The organism is Afipia sp. GW822-FHT03D08, from assembly GCF_058801645.1.
Genome location: NZ_JBXANK010000001.1, coordinates 1,914,733 through 1,936,463 on the forward strand (window position 1 = coordinate 1,914,733; position 21,731 = coordinate 1,936,463).

A 21,731-nucleotide genomic window follows, 5' to 3' on the forward strand; every position below is an offset into this window, starting at 1 on the left:
TGTTTGTGTCGTTGCGATCGGACAAATGTGGGCTAAATGTGTTTTTGGATATCGAACAAGAAAGTCTCTTTTGATGCTTCGCAAAACTGACGTCCGCCAACGGCAAAAGCCTGTCGCCCCCGAGAACGCCGACGCTAATTCAGACATCAGTTTAGCTGAACACGCCTACCGCACCTTGGAGGAGCTGATCATCACCTTGCGACTGCAACCGGGGGCAGCTCTTTCCGAACAAGCTCTCGCCAGTCAATTGAACATGGGAAGAACACCGATCCGCGAAGCTTTGCGACGATTAGAACGCGAAGGACTTGTTCTCATTCTCCCTCGCAGGGGAGTCCTTGTGAGCGAATTGAATGTTCACAAACAGCTTAGTCTTCTGGAAATGAGAAGGGAGACGGAGCGTTTGCTTGCGCGACTATCCGCTGAACGCGCTACCCCTGAACAGAGAATGGAGTTCGCCAACATTGGCTTGAGTTTGCGGAGTTTCAGCGATGATGACGATGAGACGCTATTTAGTCGTTGGGACAGCCGTCTAACCGAACTTGAATACGAAGCTTCTCAAAATGAATTTGCTGCAAAATCCATGGCACTCATGCATGGCCTATCCAGACGTTTCTGGGTAAAATATCATAACAAGCATGCAAGTCTCGCCGAAACTGCCGCCCTGCATGCCAATCTGGCTGAACAAATCGCTCGAGGCGATACGAGCGCAGCAGCAGCGGCCTCCGACGAATTGTTGGATTACATCGAAGAATTCACTCGAAATACGGTGGCTTGACATCGACACTACCCGCTTGACGCTCCTATGAGCATTAGCGAATTCCGCCGGCAAGCCGTAAAATAGTATCGATGCAGCCAAACCTCTGCCCTGCGGCATGTCGTTGTGCTGAGGGAAAGCACGCCTGATCCGTGAGTCCGGTCTGGATGAAGCGCTCTGGTGGGCCAAATGTAGACAGGCTGGCGCTGCCGAATGTCGAGCTTTCCGAGAAAATTCCTGCCGAGCTTTACAAGGGAGTCGCGGCAATCTTTTTCTTGTGATGCGGTTGACGAAAAAATTGCGCTAAAGTGAAGGCGGAGGTCCGAAAAATCCAATCATCTTGATCAAGCGACCGTCGGGCCCGATTTCGCCGACGTCGATCGATGTATCTCCAAATGTGGCGTCAGCGTGCACTAGACGCCAGAGAAACCGTAGCACATTGTGATGCGTTTCAATGCCGCTCATGAACTCGAGATGCGCACCGGGACGCCCCATCTGCACTTTGGCGATATGACGTGAAAGATTTTCACGTCCCAAAATCTCGACATTTGGGTCCACATAAATACCGTTGTCAGCCCAGCAGGCGGCCAGCAATGCGTCGCGATGGGTGGTATCAGCCTCATTCCAAGCTGCGGCATATTTCTTCACTTTCTCGGCTGTATCGCTCATTGGCTTTATCTCTCCGTTCTTTTGAATGATAAGGTGTTTCATTGTCGTGCTTTAACACGAAGCACGCCAGTTGCCCGCCAAATTACGTCATGACGATCACTACAGCGGAGACTATTAGGTGCCGCTATCTTCTGGCACTAGGGGGTGCGCTTGATCGCTTGCTCAGCAACCTTCTCGACGTTGAAACCGTCATAGTTGTCGAAGACGCCCATAAATCCCGCAACGGTCCCGTCGCGCATCCAGTCGCGCTGGAGCTCGCAATACATCTGGACGCGGCTTATGAGGTTCGCTCCAGCCTGCTCGACGCGCCGCAACGCTGCCTCATGTGCAGTCACGGAAGTGCCGCCTACGGCGTCAATCGGTACATATACCTCAAAGCCCTCCTGAATTGCATCGAGAGCTGGGAAGGTCAGACAGGCCTCGGTCCAAAGCGCGGTCATAATGAGTTTTCGGCGGCCGATCGCCTTCACCGCCTGCTTGAAGTCAGCATCTTCCCAGCTATTGATGGAAGTTCGGTCATAGGTAGGCAGATGACCTATTACATCCTGCAAGTCTTGGATCGGTGGTTTATTACGCCCAGTCGCAACGTTAACCGTCGAATGGACGATAGGAAGGTTGTAGTTTACTGCGGCCTTAGCAACACTGACGATGTTAAATACGAGTTCCTCGCGCGGCATCGAACGGATCGAAGAAACTTGGATCGGCTGATAGTCGATAATAATGAAAGCAGCGTTCTCTGGCGTGAGGAGATGATCGGTTTTAGGATTTCGAATTACTTCGCTAGTCATTAGCAGGTCCTTTCCTCGATTGGATAAATCGCGCAGGGAACGGGCAAATGCCCTTGATCATATGGAGGAGCGAGCGCGGTGCCCCTCCGCTAGAAGGGGCCAACCCCAATGGGAAATCCGCTCCTGAATTGCCTTGCCACCGCTGTGAAGAAGTGACCGCCGCTGAGGCCGACGATTCGGTCATATCCGTGGATTCCTGGCGGATTCATCATTTTTACCCGTCGCTACAGGGATCGTTCCGCCAAGCGCCAATGTTATTTCGATGGCGACCTCCTGGACGAGCTTACCGAGTATAGGCAATCGATCATCGGGAACCCGCGACGCCGTACCTGAGACGGAAATGGCGGCGAGCGGCTCACTGCAATTGTCATAAATTACGGCGGACACACAGCGCAATCCAATCTGCGCTTCCTCGTAATCTACGGAATAGCCGCGCTGGCGAATGTCATGTAGAGATTTGCATAGGTCTCCGGCGCGGACGATTGACCTTGATGTCAACCTCGGCATGCCTTCTCGGTGAATGATCGCGAAAACGTCTTCCTCGGTGTAAGTAGAGAGCAACGCTTTGCCAAGTCCCGATGCAACCATTGGCACACGACCACCGACTTTGGTTACAGAGCGCATAATCTCGCGGCTTTCGAGACGGGTGAGGACCAACATCGCGCCGTTGTCGACGACGGCGAGATTTACAGTTTCGCGCGTTTGGTCTCGCAGCTTACGTAGATAGGGGATGACCTGCGTTAAGAAATTTCTTCGGCGAACGAATGTCGCGCCGACCGCGAAGCTCTGAGCACCAATATGCCAACTAGCTTGCCCGCGGTCGAATTGTACAAAGCGGCGCCTTTCTAATGTGATGAGTAAGCGGTGAATCGTTGACCGTGACAAACCTGTGCGAATGGCTAGGTCCGTCAGCCTATAGCCCTCATCGTCCTCGGCCAAGGTCTCGATCAGCAGCATTGCGCGATCAACCGATTGCACGCCACTGTCTTTAGCGTGTGCTTGATAATTGGATTGATCACCGGACTCGGACTGGAGTTCAACGTGCTTGCGCCGGGCAATATCTCTTTTCATCGCGTCGAATTCCGCCAATGGAATATGAAGGTCGCCTGGCCAGTCCAACTCTAGGCGAGGGAATTCCCAATGTGCTGCATTCACACCCTCGCGCGAAGGACACAAGGACGATATCAGTTATTCCAAAACCTTGTTTAACGGAGCTTTGTGGTTGCTCCTTTACCTAATATTACTAGATATTTGGCACCGACTGCCTTCGCAGACGCAAGCTTAATTTGGACAAGAACGAATTCTGCGAGCAATACACCGTTATGGATAGAATTCGCGAGATCGGCGTTTTTACAAGAGTGGTCGAACTCGGCAGCTTCTCTAAGGCTGCTGACGACCTCACAGTTTCTCAGTCGACTGTAACGAAGAGTATTGCCCAGCTTGAATTGCAACTCGGGGTACGGTTACTCAATCGCAATACGCGTGGTATCAGTCTCACCGAATTAGGATCATTATATTATGAGAAGTGCAAAGCGGCTTTGCACGAACTCGCCGAAGCTGAAAACATCATCAGCCAGAGACGTGTTCAGCTTGAAGGTACATTGCGAATCTCTACATCGGTTGCGTTTGGTCGACGCATCGTAACTCCTCTGCTTATTGATTTCATGAATCGTAATGCTAGTCTTCGAATTGATCTAAGTTGTGATGACAACTACGTAGATCTTGTCTCGCAAGGCGTCGATATCGCACTCCGCATGGGCCGACTTGCAGATTCGTCACTTGGGGGAAGATACCTCGGTCGCAATCCATGGGTTATGGTGGCTTCACCAGATTACGTCGAAAATCGTGGGGCTCCCTCTGAACCAGCTCAGCTGAATAAACACGACTGCATCGTTTACACGACCGTGCAGGGGGATGCTGTCTGGCACCTCCAGGAGTCAAATGGCATTTCTTTTCCTGTTTATGTTTATGGAAGATTGCGATCAAATAACCTTTCAACAGTCCTGGCAGCCACAGAAAATGGACTTGGAATTTCTATCTTGCCCCAATATGTCGCACAGAAGGCCCTTCGCCGTGGCCAACTCGTGCAAGTTTTAATAGATTACATTTTACCGGAGCAAGAATTACATGCGGTGTTTCCCTCGCCAAAATTGGTATCTAACAATGTTTTGTCTCTGATCAATTTTCTCAAACCGAAATTTCAAGGCGATTGGTGGTTTGATCTGTCGGCTTAGTGTTGGCGGAAATCCGTCAACTCCAAGCAAATCTTGGCTCGGGCTGCCAAGACAATCATGGGCTGCAAGTTTCCCAAGGCCACTTTCGCTTGCACGTCAGCATCGTCATCTGATTTAAGACATACAAGGTTACGGGAAGCAATTTCACTCACGACCGAACATGTTTCGTCACAAGAGTTGCTTTCGAATTCAGCTGCGAAAGCTCTAGCGCTTTAGGCGCAATATCCCGCAAGACCTTTGCTTGCTTTCAAAGCGGCGCTGAAGAAGAATCGAGAGGCGCAACAGTAACGGGAATTTCCTTGGAGACGATAAGCAATTTGCCCTAGGGGCGACCTACCTCGAAAACTGGCACATCAAAGAATTCAGAATGGAATGATCAACCGTCTCATCATCAAAATGCCGCCTCGGTACCTAAGTTTTTGACGGTAGGGCAACGAATGGACCAGCCTTACCGCTAAAGTTTGCGGATCGATGAGAAGCGCATGGTGAAGACCGGGCTCCTCATCGACCCTGCCAGGGTCACGCTCATTTCTCTCACGCAATCGACTTTTGATGGAAAGAAATCACCAGAGAACCGGACGGTATCACCTCTCTTCATTGCAGCCAGAGACTTAAAGAGCTGACTCTCCGGATCGATCAAGGTTTTGTCAGAAAAATCAGATACGGCGTTGTTCCAGGTCGATACCTGCAAGTTTGGGGCAAGCTCGAGGGTAACCACACCTTTGCCATCCCCATTTGTTGATTGATCCGCAACCTTCGCGATCCAGCCGGAAACGTAATTGCCTTGGAGGGCGTTGCAAACCGCCTGCTGTCTGCTGTTGCGAAGACCTCCTGCAGCCAGCTCATTTGCGGCCGCAATAAACTGGGAGCGCGCCTTTGTGACGGCCTCAATAAAACGGGCCTGATCAGAGGGAAGGGGCACGCTCGGAGCTGGCGGAGGAGCGCTTTTCCCGCCGCCGACCAGAGCTCCGACAACGATAAATCCAAGTGCACAGCCCAAGGCCGCCTTCACCGCAATATTCATGGACCATCCCCGCTTACTACTCGATTTGCCCTCCCGCCGCCTCATGAACGACCCGGCGTGGACAGGTCAGCACATCGCTTCCCTTATTACCGAAGTCCACAAAACCCTCGGCTGCCGCGATCACTATCGGTAGGGTCGGTTAATATAATCCTATTTTGGGATAATCCGTTTTCGGGATCAGATTACTTGCCGCCGATTCACGGCCTTGGCGGCAAATGCAGAAGACCCTCAAATCCGCAGATTATGCCCGGCTGATCGACCTGCTTGTCGCAGTGCGGAAATCAGCGGACATTCGCCAGCAGGCGTTGGCCAAAAAACTCGGCCGCCCTCAATCTTTTGTCGCAAAGTATGAGAATGGCGAGCGTCGCCTTGATATCATCGAGTTCACGGCCATTGCGCGCGCTCTTGGCGCCGATCCCGTTAAGCTTTTTAAGGACCATGTTGCCGGAAAAGGCGCGCCGAAGGCCACCCCAAAGCGTCCGACCAAATAGGTCGTAGAGCCTTGGGCTCTTTCGGATCATTTTGTGATCCGGACCGGCTGATAAGAGCCACTAGATTGCTGCGTTTCCGCTCGACTTCCCCGGCACGTGGAGCGTCACTGTCGCCGTAAATCGGAGGCAATGATGGATCGCAAAGTTACCGAACAGGCAATTGGCCTGATCTTGACCGAGATTGGTATTCGCCTCGGCGAGGCCGCACGGATTGCCAAGGCTGCCGAGGCCTGCGCGCTGGCCGGTAGTGTAAGTGAAGGAGTGAGAGTTTCGATGGATCTCGAGCAAATGTTCTACGAAACGCACCGGTTGCAGGACGCAGCTTCGCTGCTCAACCGTTTGTCGGGCGAATAGGAGCTCTCCAAATCTCAAGGCTCCCCTGCCCGTCAGCAAATGACGGGCCTGCGGCCATGGCAGCACAAGATGCTGTCGCTTACCTCGGCCGCGTCAACGGGATCATTGAACGCTCGACCTGGGCGACCGCATTCAATCGCGCCTGAACCAATTCACGCGTCAAAAAGCAGAGGTTCGCCCATCGAATGTTATGGAATTTTGTTCACTGATAGGCTTTCCGACCAAGCTTATCAGGTCTGAGGACCGACTACTACGAACACCTAGCCAACAACGCCGGTGTTCGAAATTGTGTCGTCGATTCCATCGAACTCGCATGGGAAAGGCGGCCCGGACGGTTCAAGAACGTGGCCACGGCCCGCAGGCGCACGTGGCCAGTACGAAGGCGCGACGGATAACCGCGATCATCTGGATCGTTAAAGAACGCTGCATTGAGATCGAGACGAAGCACCGGCGCGCCGTCGGCCATTTGGCTATCGACCACTTTAGATTGCCTATGGAGTTAATTGTCTCTTTCGGCGAAACTGGGGGCCCGCTCCGGGCTCCTCGCCCAAAAGGCACCTGCGCAAAAGAGAGAGCTGACTTCGTCTTTCTCATTATCATGATCGACCCGTAACTATGAAACGCCGCGTCATGATCGTAGACGGACCGCTGGCCTTGGGCATGAGGCGCTTTTGGGCTGCCAAGGCGAACGAAGTGGGCACCGATATTCTTACGTTGCCTCTGCTCGCGGCGCGCCTGGCCGGAGGTTTCAGCCGCGCCGCCGACAGAGAAGTTCTCTCCACGGTAGTCGCGGCGGCGCTTCGCGCCGACGGCTATTCGCAGATCGATAAGGTCAAGAATCTCCCCGGGATGGTCCGGGCCGCAATGCAGACGCTGAATCACGCATGGGGTGCGGATCTGGACCTGACGGCTCTCGCGCCCATATCCGGACGGCTCGCCGACCTCGCCCTCTTGGAGCAGAGAGTGAGCGAAGCGCTACCCTATGGAGCCATGCTGCCGCGCCCGTTGCGGGATGCCGCGGTCGAGCGCGTCCGCTTTGCCTCAACGCTCTTCGGCAGCATCTCGCTGGAAGGTCTCGTCGATGTCGAGCCTGTATGGCGGCCTCTCCTGGTTGCACTCTCGGCGCATTTGGAGGTCTCGTGGAGTGCGCCGGCAAAACTAGGGCGAGACTGGTTCCCTGGTCAAGTTTCGGTGCCCACCACGGAGTCTCCAAAAGTCATCCGCGGTGAGCTGAGTGCAGATCCCAGGGCCGAGGTCGTCGAAGCGCTCAGGTGGGCGCGCCAGCTTCTCAGCTCGGGCGTCAGTGCCAGCGACATCGCCATCACCGCCGCGTCGACACCAACCTGGGACGAACACATGCAGGTGTTGGCGGGGCACGCCGAATTGCCGATCCATTTCTCGCACGGACTACCCGCGCTCGGCTCCTGGGAGGGACAGTCCTGCGCGGCCCTCGCCGACGTACTCGGGAACGGCATCAGCCAAGAGCGCGTCAGACGCCTGCTAGCGCATTCTTCGTCAACCGAGGCGGCCGCCGTGCCCGCCGACTGGGCTGCAGGTCTTCCGCGCAAGGCCGGACTTCTCAACGTCGACCAATGGCGGCGAGCGCTCAGCTACGCGCGAGATCATCGCTCGAACCCGGACGCAGCCGAACGAACACTTCCTCCATTGCTCGAAGCGTTGGCACCTGGGCTTGCAAATGCAGACCAGGCCGGAAAGGCGTTTCTTGGCGGAGCAAGCCTAGGTTTGTGGCGCGATGCGCTCCGAAATGCACCTCCGGCCGCAGTTGCTCTGTCGCTCGACAGCCTGCGCATCCGGGACTCTCGGCATCCAGGAAACAGCGTCGTCTGGTGCCCGGCTTCCCATCTGATCGGTACTCCGCGGCGCTGGATGCGTCTGCTCGGTGTCGCCGGAAGAAGTTGGCCACGGTCGAATGCGGAAGATCCCCTTCTGCCGGATCATATCCTTCCACGCCGTCTCCTCGTACCCAGCTCAACCGCCGAAAGAGACCGCTCCTGCTTCAAGCTGCTTGTTTCGAGTCCTGCCGAGGAGATCGTTCTTTCGCGCAGCCGTCGCTCGACCGAGGGTGGTCTCCAATCCGCCAGCGCGTTGTGGCCGACCGCGCTTCCGACCCGGATTTGCACACGAAGCCGCATCCCAGAGCATGCCTTCAGCGAAACCGATCGCCTACTAGCGCGAGCGGCCGAGGCCGGAAAGTCGGACCGCATCAAGGCCGCCTCTAGTTGCTGGCGGGACTGGAACCGGGAGGACGCAACCGCCCACGACGGTACGGTTCGCGCGGGACATCCGGCGGTTCGCCGCGCGGTGACGCGCATTCATTCGGCGACTTCTCTTGAGCTTATGGTGCGTGATCCGCTCGGCTTCCTTTGGAAATATGCACTGGACATGCGCCCCGTTGCGCTCTCCGAGGTGCCCCTTGCCCTGGATCACCTCGCCTTTGGCGAACTTATCCACGAATTGCTCGCACGCACTATTAGTGCGCTCGAGCCTGCGCCAGGTTTCACCCGCGCATCACACGATGAAATCGAGTTCGCACTAGCAGCCGCGGTTGACCACGTTTTTCGGCATTGGCCACTCGAACGGCTGGTCCCTCCAACCCTACTCTGGAATCACTCGCTTGATGAAGCCGCTCGACGCAGCTTGCGAGGACTGACGATCGACACGAGCTTCGAGACAGATACGACGAGTTGGAGCGAGGTGAGCTTCGGCCTTACTTCGGCCCGTGACGAAAAGCAGTCCCCTTGGCCGTCCGAGGGCGAAATTTTCGTCGGATCCTCAAGATTGAAGCTCACCGGGCGGATCGATCGCGTCGATATCGCTGCCGGAGGCCGCGGGGTGAGAATCTCCGACTACAAGACCGGAGCGACGCCGCGCCGGCCGGACAAGATCGTGCTCGACCGAGGCAAAGAGCTACAGCGCGTGCTGTATGCAATAGCTATCAAGCAACTCGTTCCGGACACGTCGCAGATCATTACGCGACTCATCTACCTCGACGGAGAATCGCCACCTTTCTCGCTCAGCCGCGATGCCTTGGAAGCGGCTGCGGACGATGTGACGCGCTTCCTCGATAAGGCCTGCGAATTGCTCGAGCGCGGACATGCATGTCCAGGACCGGCCGCACGAGAGTCATATAATGACATGCGCCTCGCTCTTCCGGCCGAACTCGACGCATATCTCGCGCGCAAGGCTAAGGCTTTCGGAAACCTCGCTCGCGACCTGGATGCACTCTGGAGCACGCCATGAAGCTTGCAGATCGCGAGCAACGGCTAAGAGTCTTGACGGATCTCGATACGACGTTGCTCGTCGAGGCGGCGGCGGGGACGGGCAAGACCTCACTTATCGCGGGCCGCGTGGCCATGCTGCTTGCCCGCGGCGCGAAGCCCTCTCAGGTGGCCGCCATCACGTTCACCGAACTTGCCGCAGGCGAGTTGGCGCTACGCATTCGAAGCTACGTCGCGCGCCTGCTCGCGAAGGAAACCCCCGACGTGCTGAAAGACGCCCTGCCGACAGGCTTGAGCAGGGAAGAGAGGGAGAATCTGACTTCCGCGGCCGAGCATCTCGATGAGATTAGCACGTCGACCATTCACGGATTTTGTCAGGAGATCATCCGATGTTACGCCATCGAGACCGCCTTGGATCCGGGGTCCCGCGTAATGGACGCCCCAAGCGCCAAAGCAATGTTTGAGGGCGTGTTCCGATCATGGCTTACCGATCGCCTTTCCGGGAAAGTCGGAGCAGACGATTCGGTCGTCGTGCTCTCCCAACACGATCCCTTGAACGTCGTCGATCTCGTCAAAGGTCTGGCGGATCTCAAGCGTGACCATCCAAGGGCTACCACCAGAAAAGCAGACTTCACGCGTCGCACCGACATCGAACTTGTCGAAGCTGTCGACGAATTCGTCCGATGGTTCGCCGCCAATCCGGAAGAGACTCGCACCGCAGCGTTGCTGCGGGACCTTCAATCCCTGTCGACCTTTTATTTCGACTGCTTCAAGTCCGAGCCCACGTTCCGCGAACTGTGGCGACTGGGCGTTCCGCCGCGCGTCGATGCCATGGAAAAGAAGAGTTTTAGGCTCCTTTCCTACCGTCGAAAAACCGCTTGGTTCCGGAGTTACGGAGCGAGCCGAGGCGAAGAACTCAATCGGGAGGCCGAAACCCTCTTCGCGAACGTAGAACGAGCCTACCGCGAGTTGCTCGGTCAGATCGCAGACGGCCTGGTAAATGCTCTTTCCATTGCGCTCGATGATGTCATCGCAGCCTACGCTAGCCGCAAGCAGGAAGCGGCGGTGCTGGATTTCGACGATCTTCTCGTCATGGCTCACGAGCTAGTCCGCCAACACGAACCCGTACGAATGGCATTGAGTCACAGGTTCCGGCACATACTAGTCGACGAATTCCAAGACACCGACAGGATCCAGGCGGCGGTCATCTTTTCGATCGCCGCGGAAGACAGACCTCAGTGCTGGCAGGACGCCGCGCTTCGACCCGGCTCGCTATTCCTGGTCGGCGATCCGAAGCAGGCTATCTACAGATTTCGCGGTGCTGATATCGAGGCGTACAACGAAGCGCGCGCGACGGTGGCCGCTCAGACGAGGGGGGCCATCATCGAGATCACGGCGAACTTCCGCTCGCAGAAGCGGATCATCGAGCATGTAAACCATTGCTTCGAACCGGTTCTCCAGGCGCGGGGACAGCCTGGGTACGTACCTCTCACCTCCACGCTCGGCCCTGCCGAACACGGCCTTCCATGCGCGGCGAAAGTCACCGTCGCGCTACCCCAGGCTCCCTCCGCCAACAGTCAACGCGATGCGGAAGCCGCCCTAGTCGCGGATATCTGCCGCTGTCTAATCGGCTCGATCCGAGTGAGGCGAACGGATGGATCGATCACACTTCTCGAAGCCGGAGACATCGGACTTCTGGCGCCGACGGGCAAGGACTTGTGGCGGTATGAAAGAGCGCTCGAAGGCCAGGGACTGATCGTCGCCTCGCAGGCAGGTAAGACGCTGCTGTTGCAGCAGGAAACGCAAGACATCCTCGCGCTGCTTCGTACGCTTGCCGACGCGCGCGACACGCTTGCCTTCGGCGCATTCATGCGCGGGCCCATGGTCGGGCTGACGGACGAGGAATTGCTGGATATCGCCGAAGAAGTGCGATCCGCTGCGGGCGGAGCCGGCACGGCCAACTTCGATGTCAGGACACCTCTGGAACAAATCTCGAATCCAGTCGCAAAGAAGGTGCTGGAGGTGCTTCAGCATCTGCGGCGTCGTGTCACAAGAACCACCCCGCGCATACTGCTCTCCGAGGCGATCGAACGCTTGCAACTCCGCGTCGTTCTCGCCGCTAGACATCGAAGTCGAAGCGCGCGAGCGCTCGCCAACCTCGACGCCTTGATCGACATGGCGCGCCCCTACAATGTGTCGGGTCTTCAGGCCTTCATCAGGGATCTGCAGTCGGATTGGGAGACCCGCGAGCAACGCCCCGAGGGTCGCATCGACGCGTCGAACGAGGCGGTGGAGTTGGTCACGATCCATTCCTCGAAGGGGTTGGAATGGCCAGTCGTGATTTTGATCAACACGTCCACTGAATTCCCGCCGCCACCGCGCTTCATCCATCGCCGGTCCGACGACACGTTGCATTGGATTCTCGGGGGAGTAATGCCGCCGGAGCTTGCGGCCGCCCGCGACGAGGAGAAGCGGCAGCAGACGCTGGAACATCAACGTATGTGGTATGTAGCGTGCACGCGGGCGCGCGACCTGCTCATCATTCCGCACTTGCCCGAGGCTTCGGCACAATCGTGGTCCAGAATCGTGGATCTGAGCCACAACTCACTGCCTGAAATCGACCTGACGGCTCTCTCCCCGCCGACTTCACCGAAGGAAGTTCGGCCTACGAACGAACAAACCCGGGACGCGTTCGAGGAAGAAGCAAGAGCCGTCGCGAGCGCGTCCCCGCCGTTGTCTTGGAGAACTCCTAGCACTCATGATCGCGATCGAGCGGAAGCCTTGACGATCGTCGAGAGCAGCCTTGACGATACGTTCCAGTTTTTCCCACCGATCGCCGGCGGTCGCATTCGAGGCATCGTTCTGCACAAGCTGATGGAGGAATTCCTGACGGGAGAATTGGGTGACGATGATTTTGACCGAGTTGAGGTGCGTGCGGCGGATCTACTCCTAGAACTCAAGAATATGGAAGGGCCGACATCCTCAGCAGATCCGGATCCTGGAGAGATGGCACGGACGGCGATGCGCACGCTCAAGCTTGATGACGTCGCGGCACTACGGCAACATCTAGTTCCCGAGATGTCCGTCTGGTCCGATTCAGGCGACGGTCAGTTGATTGCTGGACGCGCCGACGCCGTCGCGATCCGAGGAGAAGAAAGCTTTGCTATCCTGGATTGGAAGAGCGATGTAGCTCCTGGTCGACAGGATAGATCCGACCATATCGCGCAACTATCCGACTACGTCACCGCGATTGGCGTTTCGCGCGGCGCCATTGTCTACATGAGTCTTGGTGAAGTCGTGTGGGTGAGTTCGACCGCCAAATGATAGGTAATTCAACGGAGCCAAAATATGGCGAAGATCCTTCCTTTTGACGCAGCGATGAAAGCCGCGGGGAATTGCCCCTCCCTGATGATTGCCAACGGCTTTTCGATCAAATACTTCCGGTACTCCAACTTGCTCGAAAAGTCTGGTTTGGACGAAGACGGCCCGCTGCGAGAACTATTCAATGTCCTTGCAACGGTTGACTTTGAAATCGCCATCCGAGCGCTCGAAGACGCGGTGTTGGTCGAGAAGACCTACAATAAGGACAAGCGAGCGACAGCCCTATCTTCCGAAGCCGAGAAGCTCCGTGGAGCCCTCGTCCATGCCGTAAGGATTACCCATCCCGCGCATCGCGAAGATATCGCGGCCGAGATACCGGCATGCATCAAGTTTTTGTCCCAGTTCGACACGATCTTCACTCTCAACTATGATTTACTGCTTTATTGGGTCACCTTGGATGACACAAAGCAATTTCGCGACGGATTTGGTTTGGCCGAAAAGAGAGATGGCTTTTTATGGCATTTCAAGACCGACGCTCATTGCAACGTGTACAATCTGCACGGCGGCCTACATCTGTTTAAGACTGAGGAAGACGAACTAGAAAAGCGAATTGACGAAGGCAGCGGCGTGATCGACGCGATCGCCTCAACCGTCACACAGACAAAACGTTTGCCCCTTTATGTGGCCGAAGGCACCTCCATTCAGAAGCTCGCCCGTATTCATGCGGTTCCATATCTACGTCATTGCTACGATAAGCTTCGTACGGCCGAAAACGCATTCTTCGTCTACGGCCATTCTGCGAGCACGAACGACGCGCACATCTACAACGCGCTGTTCAAATCAAACATCAGCCATTTATACTTTTGCGTACACAAGCCGACCGCTGACATCGACGCTATCGACGGCGAACTAGCGCGCTATCAGAAGCGTAACGGCTCGAAGATCGAATACTCCTTGGTCGACGCCGAAACGGCGAATGTGTGGGGTTAGCTCTGCGCCAAACGGGAAATCGGCGAGGCGTCTTCTCGCACGGAGCGAGGAGCCTCCGCGCCTTCGCAGGCAGCACAATAGGTCCGAGGCCATGGTCTATCCACGATCCTGCCCCCGGTATCGCCCTCACCGTGTTCTGATCGCCAGAGCTCGCTGAAATGGCCGCCAAGCTTGGCGATGCGTTCCCGAGGCGCAACCCATATTCGATTGAAGGAATCGATCGACGAGTCAAGCAAGCAATCGAGAGATAGCTCGGCGATCATCGCGGTAATGAAGCCGAGCTCGATCGGACCATACAACTGATAGTGGGCACCGCACGCAGGCTCTTCTTGATTGGCGCCTGCTCCATCAGGCCAATCCACTACCTTGAACGACGGTGCACCTGTTCGGCCTACGTGGCATTGTAGGCAACCGCTTCTCTGGGTGATCGCAACGCCGTGCCCGGCGGAGGCATGCGCCTCCGTCCAGCCATATACGATTGGTCTATCTCTTCCTTGATTTACATGCCAGCGATTGAGCGCTGAATCGGCCGCCCAACTACCCGTTGCCGAAACGATCAAGTCAGCCGCGGTCGCAAGATCATGATCGGAGGCAAGCAGGTGGTGCAGGTCACAGGTGCGATACTCGATTTGAAGATGAGGAAAATCGGCTTGCAGCCGGTCGGCCAAGGCCTCTGCCTTATTGCGGCCCACCGCTGGTGCGCCCAAGGGATGCCGGCCGACATTCGGCCAGCTAAGCGTATCGTAGTCGATCAGAACAATCCGTCCAACGCCAGCTTGCGCCAGCGCGAGTGCGACCGGCGCGCCAACCGACCCACACCCAACCACGATCACAATGGCCGCAAGCAAGCGCCTCGTCCGAGGGTCGCGATCTCGGCCATGAATCCAATTCGCGTCCGCCCGCTGCACCGAAGTCCTGACGACGGAACCACCTCCGAAGAAGCGACTGAGAAGGACCTCCTTGGGTGTCTGGCCACGACGAAAACCCTTGGATAGAGGCTCCGCGGCAGATCTCGCATGACCTTTGAGACGTTTCGGGTTCGGTGCTTTGACGCCGATCAAAGCGGGCCCGCCCCTACCTATAGCTCCCAGCACCGCGACGACGTGTTCGGGCTCGCGAACTGCGACGTCCTCGATGACCATCCGTGCGTCGTCTCCAGCCGCAGCCGCCAAAGCCAGCAGATCTAAGGATGTCTCGGGATATTCGGCAGGAAGCGGCGGATCTTCCAGCCAAATGAAGGCGGCGTCCTCAGTCTTGACACTCACAGTATCGCTGAATCGACGGCGCACCCAGCGTTCAAGCGACGGGGTATCTTCGCCGACCACTTCCAACCCCTTTCCTCGCCACACCTGCACGAGCCTAGACGGTGGCGCAGGCGCCACCAGGCTGTAGAAGTGCGAGCCTTTCACGTGCGCCTTGTAAGCCCAATATGTTAGAAATTCTTCGCGAAAATCCCGCTCGATGATAGAACCTTCGAGCAGCTCTTCGACAAGTCGAATCGAGCGATGAAGCAGGTTCGCAGCGACGGCAGAAGGATCATCGGGATCGTACTCTGCCAGATTTGGCAGCAGGCAGAGAACGCCGTCGCTTTCGACGTGAGGCCAAGTCATGAAAACCGGATGATCGACGAGCGCGGTTCTGACCGGGACTGCCGGAAACGCCGCCGTTGCGAGGACATCGATGTGGCGCGTCACGCCGTCAGAAAAGACCACACTGACTCGCCACGCCGCGACCCAGCGGCGCGAGGGATAGCAACCGCCAATCGTCGCCCGGTCGAGACGTTCGGGCGCCTGCCCCGTCAATTCGCGCAGGGTGGCTTCTAAGTGGAGTGCCGCCTGCCGCCAACGGAGCGGGAGCGCTATTTCACGCATGGCGGCCCCCGCCTGCACTGCTGACAGCGGCGGCAGCGGCGGCAGTCTGCGAAAGCAGAGCCCCCGACGTGATGATCGCCGGGGCAGCGACGGCGGCGCGCTTTTCTTCCTCCAACCGCTCGCTGAAGAAGGTGGTGGCAAAGACCTTGTCCCAACACTTGAGCGCACGTTCGCGCGTGCAGTCTGCGTCGAAGAGAGGCTGCAAGTCGTCTATCGCCTCGATGAGCTTGTCGCGGAAGCAGCGCGCGCGCGCATCATCGGAGCCGTTCGTGATGTAGTCGCCGGGCGTGACGGGGTGCTTGACTTGCAGATCCCAGTTAAGCCGACCCTTGATCGCGACCATCGTATCGTAGAGTGCTCGGTCCTCTCGCTCGTCGTGCCGGAAGCGCTCGACCGTCAGTATCGAGATGCCAAATCCGCTAAGGATACCGCTCCGCCAGCTATCGCGGCTGCGAGCATATTTCTTCAAATCGCGATTGATCCGACGGAGCTGAATGCCATCGGCCGACTTCGCCCGCTCGTCTTCGTACCAGTCCGAGACGTCCCGTGCATCGGAGCGCTTCCAACCGATGCTCGCCGCCAGTTCGTAGTGGACCACGTCACCAAAAACGGTCGACGTCGTCACGCGCCGATAGACCGGCAGATCGACATGATACCCCTTCTCATAATACACTCGCACGCAGTTCGACCGAACCTCGGGCGGCTTCTTGAACTTGCCGTCATCAACAGCGTCGCGGACCATCTGCCGCGCCTGAAGAGCGGTCATCTCCGCCCCACGATCTCCGACCAGGTCTTCCTTCCGAAAGTAGACGCCGTCGTCGATGTCGTAATCGTTGTCCGGATCACGCGTCATCGTCTTCATGGCGTAGCTGCCCTGCTTGACGAACTCGAGTGGCGCCGGCTTGCATGCATCGGCGAGTCCATTGCGCAAGCGGGTGCGGTTCGCGTTGCGTCGGTCGCGCATCGCATCCTGCTCGTTTTTCGGCAGGTTCACTTCCTGATCGTGATAAGCACGAACATCTTTGGAGCAGTCGAACATCACCTATCCTTTCTGGTATGAGGTTGCAGAGCGGTCCCAAACCGCCCCGGTTTCCGGCATCGCCGGCAGTTCGCTCATGAGGCGTCGGATCATCCGGCCATCATCACTTTTCGGATCGTCACAAGCACTCTTGGTGAGATCGGCATCGTTGTGCGCCTGGCCGATCAATCGATCCATTGCCTCCGGCCGAGTGTCGTCGAGCGCTAGGAAAGGCATCATGCTCGCCGGCACCGGCTTATTCGGAAACCGCACTCTTTGGATGGGACGCCCACAATTGCTGATGGCGTTGGCCAACAGCCGGGCCATGTGGTCGAACGCGAACTCCTGCGCCGATATGCTGAGCGGCGCCACGTCGGCGCCAAGGGTCCAGTCCAGCATTGATCGATGGGCGCTCCCCGCATCGAGATGATCTCCTTCGGGCCGCGGACAGGTTCCCAGCGAAAAGATCTCGATCGAGCGGTCTGGTGCCGCGATCGTCAGCGCATCGACGAGTCCGACCATAATCGGGTTATTGGCCCACAACCCACCGTCCGCGAAAACTTGTTGCGGTCCACCCGGTGCGTTCGGATCGTCGATGGCGGCGAGCGAGCGATAGATCGGCGCCGCGGAGCTCGCCATGCACACATCGACCAGAGGGTAAAGATCGTCCCGAGGACCACTCTTCGGCGTCTTCTTGAACACCCACGCGCGGTGGTCACTCATCAACACGGCGGGAATGGATAGGGAGATGCCCCGGCGGTCGAAGATATCTTGCATGGTCGCGTTACCGAGCACGGCTTGCAGCGCGCCACGAAGCGCCTTGTCGCCCTCGCGGACGAATCGGTTACCTTGCGTGGCCCGATAGACCGCGCTGGCCTTCCCTGAGATCCGATGCGGGAAGATCTTCGGTCCATGGTCACGATAGAGCTGCACCACCTCGGCCATCGGCCGACCTACCGCAAGAGCGGAAGCGACAATCGCTCCAGTGCTGGTACCGGTGATCAGATCGAACCCACGGCCGAGATCGAGGGCAGCCTCTCCCCTGATTCGAGCAAACTGACCGGTGAGGCGCGCCAAAAACGCGCCAGTATAAACGCCTCGCATTCCGCCGCCATCAAGACTTAGAACCCGATATGGTCGCGTAACCTGTTGATGTTCTTCAGGTGTTCCCACCTATTTGCCCTCGTTAGATGATGGACGCGGTTGCTATATGCTCTCCGTCCGTCCATAAGATATGGTGGCGTTATCTTAACTCGTCAAGTAACTAGACACGATTCAGAGACTTGAATCGGCTTTTTTGGAGGATTTTATGGTGGACGACGGCGATCAATTGCGCTGGGGCGTTCGCCGACGCCTCGAATTCATCGATTTCCGCCTCTTCTGGGACGGCCGCTTCAATCGGAGCGACCTCGCGAACACATTCGGCATTTCGACACAGCAGGCGTCGGCCGACATCGCCCAATACGAGAAGTTCGCGCCCCAGAACTTGAGCTATGACCGGGCGGAGAAGGCATACACCCGTTCGGACGCGTTCTCGCCCGTCTTCATCGGCGAGACCATTGAGCGCTACCTGCTGCAACTGGTCGCAATCGAGAATCACTGGATGCGGCCAGAGGACACTTGGTTCGACACCATCCCGCCTGTCGAAGTTCTTACGCTGGGCCAACGATCGACCGATCCGACTGTGCTGCTTCGTGTCCTGGACGCCATCCGCAAAAAATTGGAAATCGATATCGACTACGCGTCACTGACGGGCTCGATACAACCGGCACGAACAATCACCCCTCACGCACTTTCACATAGCGCCGGCCGTTGGTACGTCCGCGCTTGGTCGCGGGATCACAATGATTTTCGCGACTATAACCTCAACAGAATTCTGTCCGTGTCCGCACGTCGGCGCGCTTCGATCGACGCGGCTTTGGATTTCGAGTGGGTTCATATCATCAATCTCGTCATAGTTCCGAACCCCGAGCTGCCAGCCGAGCTACAAGCTCGCGTTGCCGCGGAACATGACATGACAAACGGCCGCCTCGTTCGGCCTTGTCGTCTCAGTCTCAGCTTCTATCTCATGAGCGAATATAATCTGGATGTTGCGCCCGGTATCTTGATCGCACAGAAACAGCAGATAATTTTGCAAAACAAAGACGAGGTGACTCAAGCTCGGGCGCTGGCACGAAAGATGTCGATCGAAGCGCTCGCTAGAAATTCACAATCGCGGCCTTCGGCATGATCCAACATAGATCTCAGTTCCTCGAATCTTCCGCGCATTGTCAGCCATGGCTATAGTAGCAACATTGCTTTTCGGAAGCCTCGCACGCGCGGATCACTCTGAAGGATCCGATACCGATCTTCTCATGGTGAGCCTCAATAAGGACACTCGTCACGTTTCTGTGGGCCACCTTTCCCTGTTTTTGTATCCATGGCCTCAACTGCAGCAGGACGCGCGCGAGGGCGATCTGTTCGTCTGCCACCTGGTGCGGGAAGCAAGACCGCTCATCGATCCTGACAAGTACCTCGTGAAGCTACAGTCTGCTTTCCGATTCCGATCAAGCTATCAGAGCGATATCGATCGAGCCGTTGATCTTGGGATGTATCTCGCCCGATTCGGAGACGAACTGAATTCAACGCTTCTGACTAAGCGAGCACTCTGGTGTATCCGAACTATCCTCATCGCTCGAAGCGCCGAACGTCGCAATCCTGTTTTTGCACCCCAACGCCTTGCCGAGGAAACCGGATCTGCCGCGGCGCGAGAACTTCTTACAAACCGGCACATCCATCGCGAGCGCGCGGCGGTGCAACAACGCCTTCGTAGCTTTCTCAAGGAAGAAGCACATCTTAGTCAATTTCTTGAAACCGCCGATCGCGACAATTTCAGGGAGAGGTTTGACGCGACCTCGAACAGGGTAGCATTGCAGACGCTGCGGCAAGACGAAGACAGCCGCTACTGATTTCCGACAGATCGTCGGAGAAAGCAGATGTCTTGAGCGAGCCGGCGCGCCAGCAAAGTTCAGCGCGACAATTCGAAATACCCCAAAGTCTGCCGGCTCGTGAAGTAATTTCCGTTCCACCCGTGAGCGCGACTGTTCGACAGCCTCAGTATCGCGGCCCCTTCGTACGAACCACCGCCACCCTGTCCAATGTTCTTGGGAATCACACGATAGACATAATACAGGATGGGTCTTCCCGACTCCGGATCCCGCTTCGGCTGCACGACCAGAGTTTCGGAATCCGAATCGCGGGAGAAGACCTCCATGCTAATTCGCAGCAGATCCTGCTTGATGTGAGCTCTGGCGGGGACGGTCCCGCTCTTTCCGGCACCTTGCCAATGGATCGTCATCTTCCATTCGCCGTTCAGGTCGGGAAACACCCATCTATCGAGTACGGGAAATACCGACCATATCCACTTCCAACCGACAGTTACCAATAAGAGAAGCAAGAGGTTCAACCCCGTAGCTCCCGAAAGCGCTATTCCGACACTCGATCGAAGAGTCGTTCCGCTGCCGAATTGCCAATCGAAGGCCAAGATGGCGGCCACGCAAACGCCGTAGAACACAGCGATCGCGCCGATCACCCGAGTGATAGGAAGAATGGTAATCACCCCAAGTCCTCGAAGATCACTTCTGTGGCCGAGCGAAAAACGGCAATCCCGAATCCCTCACTGGCTATTCCCGACGCAATCACCCCTGGCATCGCCGATCCGAAGAGAGCTGCCAAATAACGCCCTCCAAAACGTTTGGACCTGTCGATTTGGGCGTGAGCAGCGATCGGGGGAGAGAAGTATTGGGCCACTCTGATCAATTCCCAGTCTGAAGACAGAATATGGAACCCATCGTGATGTGCGCTGCTGTGCGATGCAATAGCAATCAATCGCCGCACCAGATCCTTCGCGTCGCGTTGCTCGGGGACATTCGACAACGGCACCAGCGGCAATTGCTCCGGCGAGTCGCAGACGACGAGACCTATACCCGAAAAGTCGGCTGTCCTTTGTCCGACCACCGCCCGGAGTATCTCAAGCAATCCTTCGGCCGAAAGGCTAGGGTCGGGCAGAACCATCTTGTCCAAGCATGATCGTATTGGAACTACTCCTTCTAAAGCAGATTTCCCCGCACGAGTTAAGCGCATTCCCGACGATCCCCGCCGATCCATTCCGCTTCCCACGATGGCTGCGCCGTCGCCTTTAGCGCAATGCCAGTCGGGAGACGCCAATTCCAATGTCAGCTTTCGCCGCGCGAGCGGCATGGCATCTTCCGGCGTGCTTCTCGGCGTCGTCGCGAGTCATCGGCGTTGCTGCGTAGGTAGCCGTTGGCGGCCCTATTCCGCATCTAACACGGAAATACTCTCGATCACACACTGGCTGGCTGAGCAACTAGGATTCGAAGCCAACATTCCCTCCCTAGCGCCTCAGAAAGGACTGGCAATAAGAAGCAAATCGAGCATTGCTACGCCCGTTAGCCGTCTGAAGGCGGCTTCCTGAGATTGCCCCGCCGAACGCGGGGTTGAGGTCGTGCGGCAGATAGTGCCGCTGCTATCTCAGGAGATATCTGTGAAAAAAGCCAAGTCCAAGAAAACCGCAGCGAAACACATAGCAACGCTGCTTCGCACCACTGCTCCCCATTCCGCACAGCAACATAGAAAGCCGCTCACTGGGCGGACCAGCCCAATCTCGGCCCCAGCTAAAGCATCGCCAAATCGAGAAACCAAACACGACAAAGTGCTGGCGATGCTTCGCTCCAAACAAGGCGCAACAATAGCGGCCATGATGAAAACCACCGGCTGGCAGCAGCACTCCGTGCGCGGCTTCCTGACCGGTGTGGTGCGCAAGCGGCTCAAACTGGACCTTACCTCGGAGAAGCCAGGCAAGGACCGGATCTACCGTATTAAAGTAACACGACCGTTGGCAGCCAAAACTGCCATCACGAGCGCCATGGCTTAGTCATGGGTCGCACGCGCCGCTCGAAGCGGCCTTTGAGAAACTCGG

General features: G+C 57.0%; 20 protein-coding genes. 10 read left to right on the forward strand and 10 right to left on the reverse strand.

Translation table 11 applies throughout. From position 1 onward, the window contains the following. Positions 1 to 73: 73 nt before the first annotated feature. Positions 74 to 775, forward strand: coding sequence for a GntR family transcriptional regulator (locus AC1RM7_RS09455; protein WP_002713055.1), 702 nt, complete (start codon positions 74 to 76; stop codon positions 773 to 775). Between the two features lie 282 nt (positions 776 to 1,057). Here AC1RM7_RS09455 and AC1RM7_RS09460 read toward each other — a convergent pair whose 3' ends face one another. From AC1RM7_RS09460 to AC1RM7_RS09470, 3 genes are all read right to left on the reverse strand, one after another. Next, positions 1,058 to 1,465, reverse strand: a complete 408-nt coding sequence (locus tag AC1RM7_RS09460) for a nuclear transport factor 2 family protein (RefSeq protein ID WP_492943886.1) — start codon at positions 1,463 to 1,465, stop codon at positions 1,058 to 1,060. A gap of 95 nt (positions 1,466 to 1,560) precedes the next feature. Then, complete coding sequence (locus AC1RM7_RS09465) at positions 1,561 to 2,211, reverse strand: hydrolase (RefSeq protein WP_024920893.1); 651 nt, start codon at positions 2,209 to 2,211, stop codon at positions 1,561 to 1,563. Positions 2,212 to 2,391: 180 nt separating this feature from the next. Next, complete coding sequence (locus tag AC1RM7_RS09470; RefSeq protein ID WP_024920894.1) at positions 2,392 to 3,282, reverse strand: IclR family transcriptional regulator; 891 nt, start codon at positions 3,280 to 3,282, stop codon at positions 2,392 to 2,394. Positions 3,283 to 3,497: 215 nt separating this feature from the next. Between AC1RM7_RS09470 and AC1RM7_RS09475 the strand changes: the two genes are divergently transcribed. Then, entirely contained in the window at positions 3,498 to 4,445 is a 948-nt protein-coding gene (locus AC1RM7_RS09475; RefSeq protein WP_244434419.1) for a LysR family transcriptional regulator, read from the forward strand. Between the two features lie 454 nt (positions 4,446 to 4,899). Here the strand turns inward: AC1RM7_RS09475 and AC1RM7_RS09480 are convergent, their stop codons facing one another. Continuing rightward, complete coding sequence (locus AC1RM7_RS09480; protein ID WP_002713060.1) at positions 4,900 to 5,469, reverse strand: hypothetical protein; 570 nt, start codon at positions 5,467 to 5,469, stop codon at positions 4,900 to 4,902. A gap of 215 nt (positions 5,470 to 5,684) precedes the next feature. Here AC1RM7_RS09480 and AC1RM7_RS09485 point away from each other — a divergent pair, with 215 nt between their 5' ends. After that, the gene (locus AC1RM7_RS09485; protein ID WP_002713061.1) at positions 5,685 to 5,960 is read left to right on the forward strand and encodes a helix-turn-helix domain-containing protein; all 276 of its coding nucleotides are present in this window, start codon (positions 5,685 to 5,687) and stop codon (positions 5,958 to 5,960) included. Positions 5,961 to 6,092: 132 nt separating this feature from the next. After that, entirely contained in the window at positions 6,093 to 6,314 is a 222-nt protein-coding gene (locus AC1RM7_RS09490; protein WP_002713062.1) for a hypothetical protein, read from the forward strand. Positions 6,315 to 6,564: 250 nt separating this feature from the next. Here the strand turns inward: AC1RM7_RS09490 and AC1RM7_RS09495 are convergent, their stop codons facing one another. Beyond that, a complete protein-coding gene (locus tag AC1RM7_RS09495) occupies positions 6,565 to 6,780 on the reverse strand; it encodes a hypothetical protein (protein WP_152544173.1) in 216 nt (71 codons plus the stop codon). A gap of 149 nt (positions 6,781 to 6,929) precedes the next feature. On the opposite strand from AC1RM7_RS09495, the gene AC1RM7_RS09500 reads away from it, so the two are divergent. Genes AC1RM7_RS09500 through AC1RM7_RS09510 form a run of 3 tightly spaced genes read left to right on the forward strand, consistent with a single transcriptional unit; the run spans position 6,930 to position 13,864 of the window. Next, positions 6,930 to 9,575 carry a PD-(D/E)XK nuclease family protein gene (locus tag AC1RM7_RS09500; protein WP_024920897.1) on the forward strand — a complete coding sequence of 882 codons (2,646 nt, stop codon included), beginning with the start codon at positions 6,930 to 6,932 and terminating at the stop codon, positions 9,573 to 9,575. Continuing rightward, positions 9,572 to 12,877 carry a UvrD-helicase domain-containing protein gene (locus tag AC1RM7_RS09505; protein ID WP_024920898.1) on the forward strand — a complete coding sequence of 1,102 codons (3,306 nt, stop codon included), beginning with the start codon at positions 9,572 to 9,574 and terminating at the stop codon, positions 12,875 to 12,877. The genes AC1RM7_RS09500 and AC1RM7_RS09505 overlap by 4 nt, the downstream gene beginning before the upstream one ends. 24 nt (positions 12,878 to 12,901) lie before the next feature. Then, positions 12,902 to 13,864, forward strand: coding sequence for a DUF4917 family protein (locus AC1RM7_RS09510; protein WP_024927747.1), 963 nt, complete (start codon positions 12,902 to 12,904; stop codon positions 13,862 to 13,864). Here AC1RM7_RS09510 and AC1RM7_RS09515 read toward each other — a convergent pair. The 3 genes from AC1RM7_RS09515 to AC1RM7_RS09525 are packed head-to-tail and all read right to left on the reverse strand — an operon-like array spanning position 13,861 to position 17,926. Continuing rightward, positions 13,861 to 15,735 (reverse strand): ThiF family adenylyltransferase, encoded by a 1,875-nt coding sequence (locus AC1RM7_RS09515; protein WP_024920900.1) that lies wholly within the window; start codon positions 15,733 to 15,735, stop codon positions 13,861 to 13,863. The genes AC1RM7_RS09510 and AC1RM7_RS09515 overlap by 4 nt on opposite strands. Continuing rightward, on the reverse strand, positions 15,728 to 16,774 hold the full coding sequence (locus tag AC1RM7_RS09520) for a cyclic GMP-AMP synthase DncV-like nucleotidyltransferase (protein WP_024920901.1): 1,047 nt from the start codon (positions 16,772 to 16,774) through the stop codon (positions 15,728 to 15,730). Before AC1RM7_RS09520 ends, AC1RM7_RS09515 begins: the two co-directional genes overlap by 8 nt. A gap of 3 nt (positions 16,775 to 16,777) precedes the next feature. Further along, complete coding sequence (locus AC1RM7_RS09525) at positions 16,778 to 17,926, reverse strand: patatin-like phospholipase family protein (RefSeq protein WP_275451128.1); 1,149 nt, start codon at positions 17,924 to 17,926, stop codon at positions 16,778 to 16,780. Positions 17,927 to 18,062: 136 nt separating this feature from the next. On the opposite strand from AC1RM7_RS09525, the gene AC1RM7_RS09530 reads away from it, so the two are divergent. Both AC1RM7_RS09530 and AC1RM7_RS09535 read left to right on the forward strand, forming a co-directional pair. Further along, positions 18,063 to 18,983, forward strand: a complete 921-nt coding sequence (locus AC1RM7_RS09530; RefSeq protein WP_024920903.1) for a helix-turn-helix transcriptional regulator — start codon at positions 18,063 to 18,065, stop codon at positions 18,981 to 18,983. 46 nt (positions 18,984 to 19,029) lie between these two features. Next, positions 19,030 to 19,701 (forward strand): hypothetical protein, encoded by a 672-nt coding sequence (locus tag AC1RM7_RS09535; protein ID WP_024920904.1) that lies wholly within the window; start codon positions 19,030 to 19,032, stop codon positions 19,699 to 19,701. Between the two features lie 59 nt (positions 19,702 to 19,760). Here AC1RM7_RS09535 and AC1RM7_RS09540 read toward each other — a convergent pair whose 3' ends face one another. Beyond that, complete coding sequence (locus AC1RM7_RS09540) at positions 19,761 to 20,351, reverse strand: Cap15 family cyclic dinucleotide receptor domain-containing protein (RefSeq protein ID WP_024920905.1); 591 nt, start codon at positions 20,349 to 20,351, stop codon at positions 19,761 to 19,763. Further along, on the reverse strand, positions 20,348 to 20,815 hold the full coding sequence (locus AC1RM7_RS09545; protein WP_024920906.1) for a hypothetical protein: 468 nt from the start codon (positions 20,813 to 20,815) through the stop codon (positions 20,348 to 20,350). The genes AC1RM7_RS09540 and AC1RM7_RS09545 overlap by 4 nt, the downstream gene beginning before the upstream one ends. 481 nt (positions 20,816 to 21,296) lie before the next feature. On the opposite strand from AC1RM7_RS09545, the gene AC1RM7_RS09550 reads away from it, so the two are divergent. Continuing rightward, the gene (locus AC1RM7_RS09550) at positions 21,297 to 21,686 is read left to right on the forward strand and encodes a DUF3489 domain-containing protein (protein WP_244434417.1); all 390 of its coding nucleotides are present in this window, start codon (positions 21,297 to 21,299) and stop codon (positions 21,684 to 21,686) included. Positions 21,687 to 21,731 lie beyond the last annotated feature (45 nt).

Bases quoted from the DNA above. Each gene is read 5' to 3' on its own strand.
- AC1RM7_RS09490 (WP_002713062.1), top strand. From the start codon at position 6,093: ATGGATCGCAAAGTTACCGAACAGGCAATTGGCCTGATCTTGACCGAG.
- AC1RM7_RS09465 (WP_024920893.1), bottom strand. From the start codon at position 2,211: ATGACTAGCGAAGTAATTCGAAATCCTAAAACCGATCATCTCCTCACG.
- AC1RM7_RS09480 (WP_002713060.1), bottom strand. From the start codon at position 5,469: ATGAATATTGCGGTGAAGGCGGCCTTGGGCTGTGCACTTGGATTTATC.
- AC1RM7_RS09470 (WP_024920894.1), bottom strand. From the start codon at position 3,282: ATGAAAAGAGATATTGCCCGGCGCAAGCACGTTGAACTCCAGTCCGAG.
- AC1RM7_RS09535 (WP_024920904.1), top strand. From the start codon at position 19,030: ATGGCTATAGTAGCAACATTGCTTTTCGGAAGCCTCGCACGCGCGGAT.
- AC1RM7_RS09500 (WP_024920897.1), top strand. From the start codon at position 6,930: ATGAAACGCCGCGTCATGATCGTAGACGGACCGCTGGCCTTGGGCATG.
- AC1RM7_RS09505 (WP_024920898.1), top strand. From the start codon at position 9,572: ATGAAGCTTGCAGATCGCGAGCAACGGCTAAGAGTCTTGACGGATCTC.
- AC1RM7_RS09455 (WP_002713055.1), top strand. From the start codon at position 74: ATGCTTCGCAAAACTGACGTCCGCCAACGGCAAAAGCCTGTCGCCCCC.
- AC1RM7_RS09460 (WP_492943886.1), bottom strand. From the start codon at position 1,465: ATGAAACACCTTATCATTCAAAAGAACGGAGAGATAAAGCCAATGAGC.
- AC1RM7_RS09520 (WP_024920901.1), bottom strand. From the start codon at position 16,774: ATGTTCGACTGCTCCAAAGATGTTCGTGCTTATCACGATCAGGAAGTG.
- AC1RM7_RS09510 (WP_024927747.1), top strand. From the start codon at position 12,902: ATGGCGAAGATCCTTCCTTTTGACGCAGCGATGAAAGCCGCGGGGAAT.
- AC1RM7_RS09515 (WP_024920900.1), bottom strand. From the start codon at position 15,735: ATGCGTGAAATAGCGCTCCCGCTCCGTTGGCGGCAGGCGGCACTCCAC.
- AC1RM7_RS09495 (WP_152544173.1), bottom strand. From the start codon at position 6,780: ATGGCCGACGGCGCGCCGGTGCTTCGTCTCGATCTCAATGCAGCGTTC.
- AC1RM7_RS09530 (WP_024920903.1), top strand. From the start codon at position 18,063: ATGGTGGACGACGGCGATCAATTGCGCTGGGGCGTTCGCCGACGCCTC.
- AC1RM7_RS09485 (WP_002713061.1), top strand. From the start codon at position 5,685: ATGCAGAAGACCCTCAAATCCGCAGATTATGCCCGGCTGATCGACCTG.